General features: G+C 70.1%; 14 protein-coding genes. 9 read left to right on the plus strand and 5 right to left on the minus strand.

All coding sequences use genetic code 11. The features are described 5' to 3' along the window. Positions 1-66 precede the first annotated feature (66 nt). The 4 genes from IEY93_RS07705 to tgmC all read left to right on the plus strand — a co-directional run bounded on the left by IEY93_RS07705 (position 67) and on the right by tgmC (position 2,879). A complete protein-coding gene (locus tag IEY93_RS07705; RefSeq protein ID WP_189162283.1) occupies positions 67-285 on the plus strand; it encodes a hypothetical protein in 219 nt (72 codons plus the stop codon). 215 nt (positions 286-500) lie between these two features. Next, positions 501-770 (plus strand): putative ATP-grasp-modified RiPP, encoded by a 270-nt coding sequence (gene tgmA, locus IEY93_RS07710; RefSeq protein ID WP_189162284.1) that lies wholly within the window; start codon positions 501-503, stop codon positions 768-770. Positions 771-798: 28 nt separating this feature from the next. After that, positions 799-1,755 (plus strand): ATP-grasp ribosomal peptide maturase, encoded by a 957-nt coding sequence (gene tgmB / locus IEY93_RS07715; RefSeq protein WP_229690954.1) that lies wholly within the window; start codon positions 799-801, stop codon positions 1,753-1,755. Further along, positions 1,752-2,879 (plus strand): ATP-grasp peptide maturase system methyltransferase, encoded by a 1,128-nt coding sequence (tgmC, locus tag IEY93_RS07720; protein WP_229690955.1) that lies wholly within the window; start codon positions 1,752-1,754, stop codon positions 2,877-2,879. Before tgmB ends, tgmC begins: the two co-directional genes overlap by 4 nt. Before the next feature lie 91 nt (positions 2,880-2,970). On the opposite strand, the gene IEY93_RS07725 is transcribed toward tgmC, so the two are convergent. From IEY93_RS07725 to IEY93_RS39970, 3 genes are all read right to left on the minus strand, one after another. Continuing rightward, positions 2,971-3,291, minus strand: coding sequence for a DUF952 domain-containing protein (locus IEY93_RS07725; RefSeq protein WP_189162287.1), 321 nt, complete (start codon positions 3,289-3,291; stop codon positions 2,971-2,973). Positions 3,292-3,691: 400 nt separating this feature from the next. Continuing rightward, the gene (locus IEY93_RS07730) at positions 3,692-5,206 is read right to left on the minus strand and encodes an SPFH domain-containing protein (protein WP_189162288.1); all 1,515 of its coding nucleotides are present in this window, start codon (positions 5,204-5,206) and stop codon (positions 3,692-3,694) included. 32 nt (positions 5,207-5,238) lie between these two features. Next, on the minus strand, positions 5,239-5,511 hold the full coding sequence (locus IEY93_RS39970; protein WP_504739357.1) for an NfeD C-terminal domain-containing protein: 273 nt from the start codon (positions 5,509-5,511) through the stop codon (positions 5,239-5,241). A 392-nt stretch (positions 5,512-5,903) separates the two neighbouring features. Here IEY93_RS39970 and IEY93_RS07740 point away from each other — a divergent pair, with 392 nt between their 5' ends. Beyond that, the gene (locus IEY93_RS07740; protein ID WP_189162290.1) at positions 5,904-7,775 is read left to right on the plus strand and encodes an NAD(P)/FAD-dependent oxidoreductase; all 1,872 of its coding nucleotides are present in this window, start codon (positions 5,904-5,906) and stop codon (positions 7,773-7,775) included. Between the two features lie 67 nt (positions 7,776-7,842). Here IEY93_RS07740 and IEY93_RS07745 read toward each other — a convergent pair whose 3' ends face one another. After that, positions 7,843-8,937 carry an acyltransferase family protein gene (locus IEY93_RS07745; RefSeq protein ID WP_229690957.1) on the minus strand — a complete coding sequence of 365 codons (1,095 nt, stop codon included), beginning with the start codon at positions 8,935-8,937 and terminating at the stop codon, positions 7,843-7,845. Between the two features lie 178 nt (positions 8,938-9,115). Beyond that, complete coding sequence (locus IEY93_RS07750; protein WP_189162291.1) at positions 9,116-9,940, minus strand: SDR family NAD(P)-dependent oxidoreductase; 825 nt, start codon at positions 9,938-9,940, stop codon at positions 9,116-9,118. Positions 9,941-10,050: 110 nt separating this feature from the next. Between IEY93_RS07750 and IEY93_RS07755 the strand changes: the two genes are divergently transcribed. From IEY93_RS07755 to IEY93_RS07770, 4 genes are read left to right on the plus strand one after another with little or no spacing between them, the layout of a single operon-like run. After that, the gene (locus IEY93_RS07755) at positions 10,051-12,744 is read left to right on the plus strand and encodes an ATP-binding protein (RefSeq protein WP_189162292.1); all 2,694 of its coding nucleotides are present in this window, start codon (positions 10,051-10,053) and stop codon (positions 12,742-12,744) included. After that, on the plus strand, positions 12,741-13,148 hold the full coding sequence (locus IEY93_RS07760) for a roadblock/LC7 domain-containing protein (RefSeq protein ID WP_189162293.1): 408 nt from the start codon (positions 12,741-12,743) through the stop codon (positions 13,146-13,148). Before IEY93_RS07755 ends, IEY93_RS07760 begins: the two co-directional genes overlap by 4 nt. Then, positions 13,145-13,522, plus strand: a complete 378-nt coding sequence (locus IEY93_RS07765; RefSeq protein ID WP_189162294.1) for a DUF742 domain-containing protein — start codon at positions 13,145-13,147, stop codon at positions 13,520-13,522. Before IEY93_RS07760 ends, IEY93_RS07765 begins: the two co-directional genes overlap by 4 nt. Beyond that, positions 13,503-14,078 (plus strand): GTP-binding protein, encoded by a 576-nt coding sequence (locus IEY93_RS07770; protein ID WP_189162295.1) that lies wholly within the window; start codon positions 13,503-13,505, stop codon positions 14,076-14,078. Before IEY93_RS07765 ends, IEY93_RS07770 begins: the two co-directional genes overlap by 20 nt. Positions 14,079-14,099: the final 21 nt, after the last annotated feature.

Raw genomic sequence — 14,099 nt, forward strand, 5'->3', positions numbered from 1 at the left:
CTTGCATTAGAGAGTGATACAAAGTCGATCTAGTCTCGTCGTTCTACCTCGCCATACGGTTTCCACATGCGAATGCCGGAAGCGATGGACCAGCACCACCGAGGGGATGAACGTCCGAACTTCGGTACAGATGGCGAACCCAGAGGAACGCTGTTGGGCGTCATCGAGATGATCGGCTCCCCCGAGTCCGTGGCACAAGCCCGTGAGTTCACCAAGCGCAAGCTCGGAGCCGATCACCTCGCCCTGGCCGATGTCACGCTTTTGGTTCACGCAGTTTCGCGATGAAATCGACCGCCGCAACGAGAAATTCGATCATACACTCAGAGGGCGTTCATCCGGGTTTGGCAATCAATGCCCGATTCAACCAGTACAAAATCTTGAATAAACCCTTCAGGTCGATCACTGAATCACTACACTCGCATGTCGAAGGCCGGGTTAGGAAGGCGCCGACTACGTCTAGCGTCACAGACCGGTCATCAAGCACCCGAGAAAGGGATGCGATGGGAAGTTGGGCAACACAGCCGTGGGGTTTGAGCAGGAGCACCGAACGCCTTCCGGCCGCGCCAGCGCCTTACGAGACCTTCTCGTTCGATCCTGCGACCCAGCTCACCCGCTTCTATGACGCGCGGGGTGTGATCGTGGACATGGGCAAGGAGGGCAGCAGCAGGACCTTCGTCACCGTCACCGTGTCAAGAGGCGGCGGCGGGGACGGGTCGAGCGGAGCGTCACAGGTAGCAGACGACTCCAACAACGACACCGCGTCGGACTAGAGTGATGCGGCCTGCGCAGGACTGCGTGATGGTGATCACCTCGGCGGAGGATGTCACCGCCAACCTGGTCATCGAAGCGCTGAACGAACGCCGGGTCCTGGTTGCCCGTGTTGATCCCGCCGATATCGGTTCTGACCTGCTATTCAACGCTCACATGGGCGGGCGTGAGAAACAGTGGTCTGGACGATTGCGCACTCCAAGTCGCGACATCGCCCTGGAGCAGATACGCGCGGTCTACTATCGCCGCCCGTCTCCATGGCGGTTCAAGGACCTGGAGCCACACGCACGTGACTTCGCCATCGCCGAAGCTCGCCACGGTCTGAGCGGTCTGCTCGCCAACCTCCCGAACTGCCGCTACGTCAATCATCCCGTCAGCATCACCAGAAGTGACTTCAAGCCGGCACAGTTGCAGGTGGCCGCAGGAGTCGGGTTCAAGGTACCTGTGACGCTGGTGTCGAACGATCTGGAGGCGATCAGGAAGTTCGTCGTCGAACATGAGCCTGCCGTCTACAAGTCGTTCCGCGGTGCCCCGGCCACCTCGGAGGGGCACGTCGCAGCGATATGGACGCAGCGTGCCGCTCCAGAAGACCTCGATGAATCGGTGTCGATGACCGCCCACCTGTTTCAACAGGAGGTGGACAAGGTCGCCGACGCCCGGGTGACCGTGATCGGCAGTCAGGTGTTCGCCAGCAGGATCACCACGCCTGATGGCGCGCTCGACTGGCGTGCGGGCGACTGGGACAAGCTGATTCACGAACCCATCGACGTCCCTGAGACGGTCAAAGACCCGCTTCACGCATATCTCGACCACTTCGGGCTTGTGTTCGGCTGCTTCGACTTCGTTCTCGAAGCCGGTGACGAGCGAAATTCGGCGGCGTGGACTTTCATCGAATGCAATCCCAACGGACAGTGGGGCTGGCTGCCCGGCTCCGAGGCGATGGCGGGTGCTTTCGCTGAGGCGATACTGCGGGGTTGGTGGCCGTGAGCGGTGCGGAGAGACTCCGTTGCGGGCTGGCGGACGGCATCGGCTCTTCCGGCTGGCGGAAGGCGCTGGAGGCGACGCCGCGGGAGTTGTTCCTCGGCGACGCCGTCTACCGGGCCGACGAGACTCGCGGTGATCTGTGGACGCCTGTTCGTCGCGCCGAGGTCGGCGCAGACGAGTGGCTCGCCCTGGCCTACACCGATCAGACCTGGGTGACACAGGTCGAGGGGGTTCTCGCGGAGGAGGCGACCGGTGTCGTGACGGGATCGCCGGGCTCCTCCTCCACGGCTCCCGGTCTGGTGGTGCTGATGTTGGAGGCCGCCCAGATCACCGAGGGGGATACCGTACTGGAGATCGGCACCGGCACCGGGTACTCGACCTCGTTGATGTGTCACCGGCTTGGTCAGGAAGCCGTCACGTCGATCGAGCACGACCGGCGGATCGCCGCTCGTGCCAGAAAGGCGATCACCAAGGCCGGGCACACGCCGACGCTGGCGGTAGGCGATGGCCTGCACGGCTACGCCGAGAACGCGGAGTACGACCGGCTCATCGCGACCTGTTCCGTGCGGGTCGTCCCTCCGGCATGGATGTGGCAGGTACGTGCCGGTGGGACCATTACCGCACCGATGTGGGGCTGGATGGGCGGGGTCGCCTTCGCGCATCTGACGATGGCCGACGACGGCACCGCCAGCGGGCGTTTTCTGGAGAACGACCTCTACTTCATGACCGCTCGGTCGCACCTGGCACCGCCGCGTCCACCCATTGAGACGGGAACCGGAGCCGCCAGAGAGAGCAGAATCGACCCGGCGATTCTCGATGAGGAGGTCGCCGTGTTCGTGGCCCAGCTGGCCGTGCCTGCCGCGCAACTGGCGTCCAGTGCAGACCTGACGATCCTGCTGGACGTCGGCACAGGGTCACGGGCCGACGTCCGGCCGAACGCCGATGGCGGGTGGACTGTACATCAGCATGGACCGGTCAGGCTGTGGGATCAGGTCGAGGAAGCCATTCTGACGTGGCAGGGGGCCGGGTGTCCGCACCAGTCCGGATTCGGCCTGACCATCACCAGGGAGCGTCAGTACGTGTGGCTGGGCGAACCCGATGGCCCAAGCTGGGACCTGCCGGCCTAGTCAGGCTCCCGTCCGCCTCGACGGGTGTTCCGATCCCTTCGGCGTCGTGTCGGTTCGGTCACCCGTCTGCGTCCCGGGCCGTTCGTGGGAGTCAGGGAGAGAAGGGGGTTACCGAGGTTACGGCGGCCACGGGGAGGGGGCCGTAGATGTGCGGGAACTCCTCGCCCGCGTCGGGGGCGAGTTCGTAACGGACCTCGCAGCCGAGCCGGTCCTCGTCGATGGTGAGGACGACCAGTGGCTCGGTCACGTCGGCGTAGAAGCGTCCGGCGACGCCGCGAAGCTGCGTCGGGTCGGCACAGGCGTGGATGAACCCCTCCTCTTCCAGGCTGCGGCCGAGGGTGGACACGCGGTATTCGCCGGCCCGTATGGCGGCGTCCCAGTCGCCGGCGAGCGCGAGATGCAGGATCGTCACCGGCCTCAGCCTAGATCACCCGCCTTGGCGGCCGGTCGGCGGACGGCACGGCCTGGATGATGGATTGATCAGGCCGGATCGTCGTCCCTCGCGCCGCTGGACAGTGAACCAGTCAGGCCGGATCGTCGTCGCTCGCGCCGCTGGACGGTGACCCAGTCAGGTCGGATCGTCGTCGCTCGCGCCGCTGGATGGTGGACTGGTCAGGCAGGATCGTCGTCCCTCGCGTCGGTGTCCGAGCTGGGAGACGGGTCAGGCCGGGCGCGTGGGGGCCCGGCCTGACGGTGTCGTGTTGGTCGCTCTACTGAGCGCTGTCGTCCTGGTGCTCAGATCGTTCTGGCCTCGGTTCCTTGCGGATCCTGCAGGCCTTTGGATCGTCCAGGTTCACAAGGGCCGTCCGGGATCAGCTGTCGAGCTTCTTGTCCAGGGGGATGGTGCCGTTCGCGACGGGCTCAGGGGCGGTGTGGCCGTTCAGGCCGGCCGGGGTGCCGCCGGACAGCAGGGAGCGAGCGAGGCCCAGCCCCGTTCCGCCGAGGGTCAGCGCCTTGGCCAGCAGTTCCTCGACGCCCTGGGCGCCGTTCAGGACGACCATGTGGTCGACGTTGCCGAACGCCTTGGACCCGGCCTCGACGATCGCCGGCCAGTTCTCGGCGAGCTGCTGGGCGATGACCGCTTCCTGGTTCTCCGACAGCGCCTGGGAGCGGGCGCGGATGGCCTCGGCCTCCGCGAGACCCTTGGCGCGGGCCGCTTCGGCCTCGGCCAGACCGCGTGCCTTGGCGGCCTCCGCCTCGGCGATGCCCTTGGCCTTGGCGGCGGCGGCGTCGCCCTCACCGGTGGCCCGGGACGCGGCGCCCGCGGCCTCGGCGCGGAGCCGCACCGACTCGGCCTCCGCCGCGGCGGCCTGCTTCACCTGGGACGCCTGGGCGACGGCGCGCAGCTCGGTCTCCCTGGCCTCGGCCTCGGCCTGGGCGATGCGCGCGTCGCGCTCGGCCTGGGACAGGGTGACGGTCTCGTACGCCTTGGCGTCGGCGGGCTTGCGGACCTGGGACTGGAGCCGCTGCTCGGCGAGGTTGGCCTCCAGCTCTGCGGCGCGGGTCTCCTGGACGACGACCTCCTGGCGGGCCGTGGCCTCCGACAGCGGTCCGGCCTGCCGCGCCTTGGCGGACGCCTGGTCGACCTCGGCCTGGTAGCCGGCCTGCTGGATCTGGGACTCGCGGATGGCGGCGGCCTTCTTGGCGGCGGCGACCTGCTCGGCCTCGGTGGCCTCCTGGTCGCGCTGGGCCTCGGCGATGCGGGCGGAGGCGGCGATCCGAGCGGCGTGCGGCTTGCCGAGGTTGAGGATGTACCCGGTCTCGTCGTCGATCTCCTGGATCTGCAGCGAGTCGACCACCAGGCCGAGCTTGCTCATCTCGTCGGCGGCGCTGCTGCGGGTCTCGCCGGTGAGCCGCTCGCGGTTGAGGATGAGGTCCTCGACGGTGAGGTTGCCGATGATGGAGCGCAGGTGGCCGGTGAACAGCTCGTGGATGGCGCCGCTCATGCTGTCCTGCTGGTCGAGGAACCGCCGCGCGGCGTTGGCGATGGAGACGAAGTCGTCGCCGACCTTGTAGATGATGACGCCGCGCACCTGGACCGGGATGCCCTGCTGGGTCACGCAGTTGACCTGGAGGTTCGTGGCGCGGCTGTCCAGCCGGAGCCTGCGGGCGGTCTGGAAGCCGGGGATGACGGCGGTGCCCTTACCCGTCACGATTTTGAAGCCCAGGCTGTCGGCCAGTTCGTTCCTCGTGTGGGCGCCGAGGCCGGAGATGATGAGCGCCTCGTTCGGCTCGGCGACCCGCCAGACGGCTTTGAACAGCAGGATGAGGACGACGAGCAGGACGACGATGCCGCCGGCCCAGAAGGCCAGCTCCGTACTGGTCATTGATGACCTCCGAGATCAGGGGGGTGGGAGCGTCAGACGATCGCGCGTGCCACGTAGACCGTGCGTGGCGGCGAGTACTCGACGACGACGATGATCGTTCCCACCGGGATCTCCTCGTCAGGCATGGTGGGATGGGCATAGAAGGCCTCGACGCCCCCGCGTATCGGGATCATCACTTCACCCACAAGGCCCGGCCCGATCTTGCCGGTGACCCTGCCCTGTCTGCCCACCACGCGTGCTGCACACCCCGTCGTCATAAACCGACCGCGAACGCGAACGTTACCCCGTTTGCCCCGTCGTTTCATCGCCTGGTGAAAGGCTCCCCGTGCCTTTCGCGGCGAATCACGTCATTCGCGCTGATCGTCTGTCCCGGCCAACGAACCAGGTGACGGCGAGGTTCCCCGCATCGGCCCTGATCGCCCGCAAAGTAGGACGCGCTGCCGTAGAGGCGGCGCAATGAACCAGAAAAGACATGGCTCATCCCCCGTGACATGCCGCTTTCCCGTGCCAGGTCGCATTCAGGATCGGCGGAATGACGGCTCGATTCCCACTCGGCGGACGCCCCCGGCAGACGGAACGGTCCCCCGGCGCAGGACGCTCCTCCCACGCGTCGGCCGGGGGGCCGGAGGAAGACCCGCCGCGACAAGGAGAGTGCGACAGGTCGCCCGGGATCAGTCGCAGGCGATTCCTCGACGGGGTGACGGCGGCGGTGGCGTACGCGGCGCTGGCCTCGCCCGCAGTCCCCTTCCTCGCCGCCGTGCCCTCCGGCCCTCCCAGCGCGAGCGTCCGTTCCCTCCTAAGAGAACGGCGGGCCCGGCACTCCGCGTCCGTACCGGGACTGCGCGGGGACACACCGGACGCGCTCGGCGTGGCGCAGGCGCTGCGGGACGGCAGGTTCTGGCGGCACGCGGACCCGCCACGCCCGGCGGGCGAGACCTATGACCTGGTCGTGGTCGGCGCCGGCATCAGCGGCGTCACGGCGGCCTACCTCTATACCCGGCGCCATCCGCAGGCTCGGGTGCTCATCCTGGACGGGAACGACGACATCGGCGGCCACGCGCGAAGCGCCGAGTTCCGTCCCGCCGGGCGCCGCGGCCCGCTGGTCGCCTCGGCCGGACCGTACGCCCTGCACGCCCCCGCCGCCTGGCCGGCCGAGGCCCGCGACCTGCTGGCCGATCTCGGAGCCCGGCCCGAGCGGTTACGCGCGTACGCCGATCCCGGCCTCTACCCGGGCCTCGGCATGCGCGAAGGGGTCTTCTGCGACCGGGAGACCTATGGGCCGGGCGCGGACCGGCTGGTGCGGCTGCCTCCCGGCGGGGACGCCGCCGGCTGGGTGGCCGAGCTGCCGATCGCGGAGCGGGCCAGGCACGATCTGGCGATGCTGTACGACGACCCGCCGGACTGGTTCCCGGGGCTGCCGGACGAGGAGAAGAAGCGGCGGCTGGCCGGGCTGACCTACGAGGACTTCCTGCGGGAGGTGTGCCGGGTTCATCCGGACGCGGTCGCGTTCTGCCGGACGATGCCCGCCGCCGCCTTCGGGCACGGCGCGGGCGCGCTCACCGCCCTCGACGCCTGGAACCTGGCCGGCGGCCACTCCTATCCCGGTTTCGCCGGGCTCGGGCTCGGCCGTTCCCGTCCCCACCCAGGCAACTCCGCGCGGGTCGCGGTGCGGTGGGCGGGCGGCGATGAGGTGTACTGCCTGCCGGAGGGGCCGCAGGCGCTGGTCCGGATGATGCTCGGCCGCATGGTCCCCGGGTTCGCCGCGACGACCGCGCCGGACCGGATCACCACCGCGTCCTTCGACCACGGCGCGCTGGACCGTCCCGGCAGCGCCGTGCGGGTGCGGCTGTCCAGCCCGGTGGTGCTGGTGGACGACGACGGCGCGGCGGGCTCCGCGACGGTCGGGTACTTCGACGGCCACCGGGTCATCACCGTGCGGGCCGGGGCGGTGATCATGGCGTGCCGGGCGGCGGCCGTCCCCGATCTGGTGCGCGACCTGCCGTCCGATCAGCGCGAGGCCCTGCGGCGGACGGTGCGGATGCCGGTGGTGTGCGCGACGGCGCAACTGCGGAACTGGCACGCCTTCCTGGCGGCGAGGGTGCACCGGGTCCGCTTCACCGGCGCCTACTGGACCGAGGCCGCGCTGGCCCCGCCGGTCGGCTCAGGCGGGTACGACTGCCCGCGCCGGCCCGGCGAGCCGATCGCCGTCCACCTCACCCACGCTCCGGCCCCGTCCGGCCTGCCGCCCGCGGACGCGGCGGAGGCCGGCCGCCGGGCGCTGGCGGGCACGCCGTACGCGGCGATGGAGTTCGCCGTCCGGGAACAGCTCGCCCGGCTGCTCGGCCCCTTCGGCTTCGACGCGGCCCGCGACGTCGAAGGGCTGACGGTGCATCGGTGGGAGCACGGGTTCGCGCGCGAGGAAGGGCCACGGTCGGACACGGCGCGCCTAGCCGAGACCGCAGCCCGGCGGTTCGGCCGGGTCGCGATCGCCGGCGTGGACGTGGCGCCGGGCGGCGACGTCCGCGCGGCGATCACCGCCGCCTGCCGCGCGGTACGGGACCTGTCGTGAACGAGCGTCTCTCGCGGAGTGCTGCGCGCGAGGTGAACAGCGCACTGCGCGCGGGTGTGAGCGAAGGTCAGCGGGCCGGGCGGGGGCGGCGGATGGCGGTGAAGGCCCAGGAGAGGTCGGGTTCCACCGCCCACCGGAACGCCCTGCGGACCGGCGGCGTGCACAGCACCGTGGCCACCACGACGCCGAAAGCCGAAACCAGCGCGACCCCCCAGGGCGTGTGCAGCCCGCCGTAGAATCGCTCCACGACCTTCACCACGAAGCCGTGCAGCAGGTAGGCGTACATGGTGGCCGCGCCGAGGCCGGAGAACCAGGTGCGGCGCGAGGGTGTGACGGCGAGGAACGCGGCCACCAGCACCGCCCCGGCCGTCAGCATCGCAAGCCGGATCGCGCTGCCCGTGATGTCGCCCACGCCGATCTTGACATTGCTGTTGCGCCAGCGGATCCACTCGGTGGCGATGTCGGTGTGGAAGGCGAACGCGGCGGCGAGCCCGGCGGCCAGGACCACGACCCCGGCCACCCGCACCCAGGGACGCTTGAGGAAGGCCAGGTGCTCGGGACGGAGCATCAGCCCGAGCACGTAGAACGGCAGCAGGCCGAGTGTGCGGTTCATGGACAGCTCGTCGGGCAGCTTGCTCGTCCCCGCCAGCAGCGACAGCACCACGGCGATCACGAGCGGCCAGCGCAGCTGCTGCCACACCGGCGTCGACAGCCGCCACAGGAACAGCGACATGAGGAACCAGGTGAGGTAGTACGGATCGAGCAGGCTGATCTCCAGCTTGCCGTACATGATCAGGCGGGGCAGTGCGTACGCCACCTCGAAGATGATGTACGGCACGGCGAGGCCGCTGATGAGCTTGCGCGCCTTGCCCGGGGAGAAGGTCCAGTTGCGCGACAGGTGGCCGCTGAGCGTGATGAACAGCGGCATGTGGAAGGTGTAGAAGAAGAAGTAGAGCGCGTGCGCGGCCGGGACGTCGCGCAGGTCCTCGATGAGGTGGCCGGTCACCACCAGCACGATCGCCAGATATTTGGCGTTGTCCAGGTAGGGGTCCCGCTCCTTGGGCGCCTTGCCCGCGCGGGCGGCGCCGGTGGCGGGAGCGGGCGGCACTGTGGCGGCGCCCGCTACCTGTGCGGCTGGGACGGCGGGGGTGGCGGCGGTCACAGCCCCGCAACTGTAATGACGCGGCCTGGGAACCGGCTGAACGGCGGATGGCACTTCGGCGAACAACTTCCGACGCCGGCGGTATGGCCTGGGCGGCGCTCGCCCGGCGGCCGGCCGGGAGAGGTCATGGCCGCGCAGGGCGGGCCGGGCGTGCCCGGTCCCGCCGGGCGGTCGCCGGTCAGTTCCGGTCGGCGGCGGGCGGTCCGGTGACGGCGAGACCGGCGTTCCAGAGCGCGGACGCGAGGCCGGGATCGGTCATCTGTCTGCTCGTGCCGGCCAGGGCGCTCTTGGCGAAGAACCGGCCGGAATGGTTCACGCCATCGGCGGTGGTGGCCAGGTGGACGAGCGTCGTGGCGGCCCGCTCCGGCGGCTGGGCGACGCCCGGCACGAGCATCAGCGCCTTCATGTAGCGGCTGTCCGGCGCGAACCCCGTCCTGACGATGCCGGGGTGGAAACAGGTGGCGTTGACGCCGCGCCGGGCCAGCTCCACGGTGAACAGCATGTTGGCCTGCTTGGTGTCGGCGTACTGCGGCCAGGCCATCCAGCGCCGGTGCGCCCGGTCGAGGTCGTCGGGGTCGAGGCGGCCGCTCCGGGCGGCCATCGAGGAGGTGGTGATGACCCGCCCACCAGAGGCGACGATGCGGTCGAGCAGCAGGTGCGTCAGCAGGAAGGGCGACCAGTGGTTGACCTGGGCCATCAGCTCGTGCCCGTCGGCGGTGAGCCGCCGCTTGGTCGACATCACTCCGGCGTTGTTGGCCAGCACGTCGATGCGTTCGTAACGTTCCAGCAGGTGGGCGGCCAGCCGGGTGACCTCCGCGAAGGAGCTGAAGTCGGCCGTGGCGAGGTCGGGGCGGCGGCCGGTGGCTCCGGCGATGCGGTCGGCGACGGCGGCCAGCTTGGCCTGAGAACGCGCCACGATGACAACGTCGTGACCCGCTTTGACCAGGGCTTGTGCGGCTGCTGCGCCAATGCCCGCACTTGCCCCAGTGACCACAGTTATCATCTAGTCCTCCAGTACGCCGAAACTCTATCGGTGCTAGCCTGCTATGCGTTCTTCCGGAGGTGCATTTCCCCCCAAATGCGACAGATCCTCCGAGCGATGCAGGAGTGACGATGAGTTCCGGAAAGCGGTCCATCCGCGTCAAAATTTTCGCGCTGTTGCTCCTGCCGCTGCTCTCGCTCAGCGCTTTGTGGGGGTTTGTCCTAAATCTCACGGTTGGTGATGGGATCGCCCTGATGCGGGCGAACACGATCTATCAGAGTATCGGCGTCACTTCAACCGATCTTGGACTGCAGCTGCAGAGCGAGCGGGGACTCTCCGCCGCCGCGCTGAGCGTGAACGACCGTGACCAGGCGAAACTGGCCGCCCAGCGCCACGCCACCGACGTCTCCCTCGACAGGTTCCGCGCCGCCGCGAGCACCGACAGCACGCAGAGCGCGCTGAGCGACGCGAGCAAGAACGCGGTCAGCTCCCTACTCGACGACCTGAAGGGGTTGCCCGGCATCCGGGCCGACGTCGACACGCGGCAGTCCAACCGCCTCGACGCCATCCAGGCCTACAACCGGATCCTGGACGGGCTGTTCACCGTCTACGCCCGCATGATCTCCGTACCCGACCTGTCGATCTTCGAGCAGGCCGCGGCGATGACGGCCATGGGCAACCAGCGTGAGATCATCGCGCGGGAGAACGCCCTGATCAGCGGCGCGCTCCACTCCGGGAGCCTGTCCCACCCGGAGTTCTCCGCCTTCGCCGAATGGGCGGCCAACCGGCGCTTCCAGCTCACCAAGAGCATGGCCGCCCTCGACCCCGAGCTGCGCAGGCCGTACGAGGAGGTCATCGCCTCCTCCACCTACCGGCGCTTCACGGCGATGGAGCAGGACCTCACCGGGAAGATCCACACCGGCGGCCCGCTCCCGGACTCGCTGAGCAGGTGGCAGCAGATCACCGACAACCTCTCCCTGACGCTCGACCAGGTGGGCGCCAAGGCGTCCGGCGCCCTCGCCGAGCGCACCAAGGGCGTCGCGACCGGCATCCTGCTGCGCATCGCCGCCGCCGGCGGTCTCGGCCTGGTCGCCGTCGTCGCCTCGATCGTCATCTCGGTGCGTTTCGGCCGCCGCCTGGTCCGTGAGCTGGCCGAGCTGCGCAACTCCGCCAACGAGCTGGCGGACGTGCGGCTGCCGCGCGTCGTGCAGCGGCTGCGCAAGGGAGAGGACGTCGACGTCGACTCCGAGGCGCCGCCGATCGGTGGCGGCGACTCCGCCGAGGTGCATGACGTCGCGCGCGCGTTCGGCTCGGTGCAGCGCACCGCCGTGGAGGCCGCCGTCCAGCAGGCGGCGCTGCGCCGGGGGGTCAGCCAGGTCTTCCTCAACCTCGCCCGCCGCAACCAGGGCCTGCTGCACCGCCAGCTCAAGATGCTCGACACGATGCAGCGGCGCACGAACGAGCCGGACGCGCTGCAGGACCTGTTCCACATCGACCACCTCACCACCCGCATGCGCCGGCACGCGGAGAGCCTGATCATCCTCTCCGGGGCCGCTCCCGGCCGCGCCTGGCGCAAGCCGGTCCCCGTGGTCGACGTCGTACGCGCCGCCCTGTCCGAGGTGGAGGACTACACGCGGGTCAGCCTGTACCCGCTGCCAGGCGCGCACATCACCGGAGCGGTCGTCACCGACATCATCCACCTGCTCGCCGAGCTGATCGAGAACGCGACGATCTTCTCGCCGCCGCAGACGACCGTCCAGGTGCGCGGCGACCTGGTGGGCAACGGCTTCGCCGTCGAGATCGAGGACCGCGGCCTCGGCCTCAGCCCCGAGGAGTACCAGGCCGTCAACGAGCGGCTCGCCCACCCGCCCGAGTTCGACCTGGCGGACAGCGACCGGCTCGGCCTGTTCGTCGTCGGCCGGCTCGCGCAGCGCAACGACGTGAGCGTCGTGCTGCGCGCGTCCCCCTACGGCGGGACGACGGCCATCGTGCTCATCCCGAAACACCTGCTCGCCGACCCGGACGCGGCGGTCCCCGCCGACACCGGCGGCCGGCACGCGCAGCGGCCCGCCGCCACGGCGTACAACGCCCCGGCCACGGCGCACCCGGGCGGCGCCGCCGGTCCTTCGACCGACACCTCGTCCTTCTTCACGCCCGCGCGCCACCCGCGCCACCCCGGCGACCCGGCGCCGACGCCGCCGGCGCTCACCGTGATCCCCGGCATCACCGACACCGGTCCGATCGACCTGCCCGGCGACCCGGGGGCCCACGGCACCGCGGGCGGTGCCTCCCCTGGAGGCGCCTCGGCCCCCACGGGCGCACCCGGCGGCACGAACGGCTCGTCGCCGCGCACGGGCCCGTCCGGCGGTCCACCGTCCAAGCGCACCGGCATCCCGGACGGCACCCATCGGGGTCTGCCCCGCCGGGTCCGGCAGGCGAACATGGCCCCGCAGCTCCGCGAGACCACCGGTCCGCTGGCCGCCCCGACTCCCCCCTCGGCCCCGGCCGAGGCGGCGCCAGGGCCCGCGCAGCGCTCCCCCGACGAGGCCCGCGCGATGTTCTCGGCCTTCCAGCAGGGCGGCCGGCGCGGCCGGATGGAGGCCGAGCACGACCTGCCGCCCGCTCCCCCGGGCGGCCCGGAAGGCCGGCGCCCACCGGAGGCCACCCCGAACAGCGACGATGCCGGGAACGTCCCACCCGAGCGGGTGTCGCAGGACGGACAGCGCGCCGCCGGCCGGCCGGACGAAGATGACCAAAGGCGCGAGCTACGCGACCATAGTGACGGTTACGTACAGCAGACGACTGGCGAGAAGGGTGACGAATGACCGGCAGTGTCTCGTCGAACGGCGAACTGAACTGGCTTCTCGACGATCTCATCAGCAGGGTCGCGGCCGTGCGGCAGGCGGTCATCCTCTCCACCGACGGCCTCGTGGTCGGCTCCTCCAAGGGGTTCAGCCGGGAGGACGCCGAGCACCTGTCGGCCGTGGCCTCCGGCTTCCAGAGCCTCGCCCGCGGAGCGGGGCGGCACTTCGGCGGCGGTGAGGTGCGGCAGACCATCGTAGAGATGGAGTCGGCCTTCCTCTTCGTGACCGCGGCCGGCACCGGCACCTGCCTCGCGGTGCTGAGCGACTCCGACGCCGACGTGGGGCACATCGCCTACGAGATGGCGATGCTGGTCAAGCGGGTAGGCCAGCACATCTCGACCAACCCGCGGCGGACATTGTCATGAGGGCGCGCGGAGAACAGTGGCTCGATGAGGAGGCCGGGCCGATCGTGCGGCCCTACGCCCTCATCCGGGGGCGCACCCGCTCGTCCGGCGACAACCTTGATCTGATCGCTATGGTCACGGCGACCGGGTCTCCCTACACTGGCGAGGCCGGGCTCGTCCCCGAGGAGCACCGCATCCTCGAGCTGGCCGACCGGCCGATGTCGGTCGCGGACATCGCCTCCGAGATCGACCTGCCGCTCGGCGTGGTCCGGGTTCTCCTCGGCGATCTCCAAGACAAGGGCATGATCAGCGTTCGGGCTCCCGCACACGAGGCGGGGCCGCGCCCGAACGAGCGCATTCTCAAGGAAGTGATCAATGGCCTACGAGCCCTCTGAGGAGCCCGTCGCCCTCAAGATCCTGGTGGCGGGTGGCTTCGGCGTGGGGAAGACCACGCTGGTCGGGGCGATCAGCGAGATCCGCCCCCTGCGCACGGAAGAGGTCCTGTCCGACCGCGGCATCGGCGTCGACGACATCGACGGCGTGGAGGGCAAGACCACCACCACCGTCGCCATGGACTTCGGCCGGATCACCATCCGCGAGGGCCTGGTGGTCTACCTCTTCGGCACGCCCGGCCAGGAGCGCTTCTGGTTCATGTGGGACGAGCTGTCCTACGGCGCGCTGGGCGCCGTCGTGCTCGCCGACACCCGGCGCCTCACCGACTGCTTCCCCTCCATCGACTACTTCGAGCAGCGCGGCACGCCGTTCATCGTCGCGGTCAACTGCTTCGACGGGGCCGAGGAGCACGAGCCGGAGGACGTCCGCATCGCGCTCGACCTGGACCCCGGCGTCCCGGTGATCCTCTGCGACGTCCGGCGCCGCGCCTCGGCGAAGGTCGTGCTGGTCACCCTGGTCGAGCACGCCCTGCGCACCCTCACCCCCGCCGCAGGCTAGCCACCCGCCGCCCGGCGACGC

The sequence above is a fragment of the Sphaerisporangium melleum genome (assembly GCF_014646695.1).
Classification (GTDB): Bacteria; Actinomycetota; Actinomycetes; order Streptosporangiales; family Streptosporangiaceae; genus Sphaerisporangium; species Sphaerisporangium melleum.

Coding starts and splice junctions, on each gene's coding strand:
- IEY93_RS07705 (WP_189162283.1), top strand. CDS start 67: ATGCGAATGCCGGAAGCGATGGACCAGCACCACCGAGGGGATGAACGT.
- tgmA (WP_189162284.1), top strand. CDS start 501: ATGGGAAGTTGGGCAACACAGCCGTGGGGTTTGAGCAGGAGCACCGAA.
- tgmB (WP_229690954.1), top strand. CDS start 799: ATGGTGATCACCTCGGCGGAGGATGTCACCGCCAACCTGGTCATCGAA.
- IEY93_RS07730 (WP_189162288.1), bottom strand. CDS start 5,206: ATGACCAGTACGGAGCTGGCCTTCTGGGCCGGCGGCATCGTCGTCCTG.
- IEY93_RS39970 (WP_504739357.1), bottom strand. CDS start 5,511: ATGAAACGACGGGGCAAACGGGGTAACGTTCGCGTTCGCGGTCGGTTT.
- IEY93_RS07750 (WP_189162291.1), bottom strand. CDS start 9,940: ATGATAACTGTGGTCACTGGGGCAAGTGCGGGCATTGGCGCAGCAGCC.
- IEY93_RS07755 (WP_189162292.1), top strand. CDS start 10,051: ATGAGTTCCGGAAAGCGGTCCATCCGCGTCAAAATTTTCGCGCTGTTG.
- IEY93_RS07760 (WP_189162293.1), top strand. CDS start 12,741: ATGACCGGCAGTGTCTCGTCGAACGGCGAACTGAACTGGCTTCTCGAC.
- IEY93_RS07765 (WP_189162294.1), top strand. CDS start 13,145: ATGAGGGCGCGCGGAGAACAGTGGCTCGATGAGGAGGCCGGGCCGATC.
- IEY93_RS07770 (WP_189162295.1), top strand. CDS start 13,503: ATGGCCTACGAGCCCTCTGAGGAGCCCGTCGCCCTCAAGATCCTGGTG.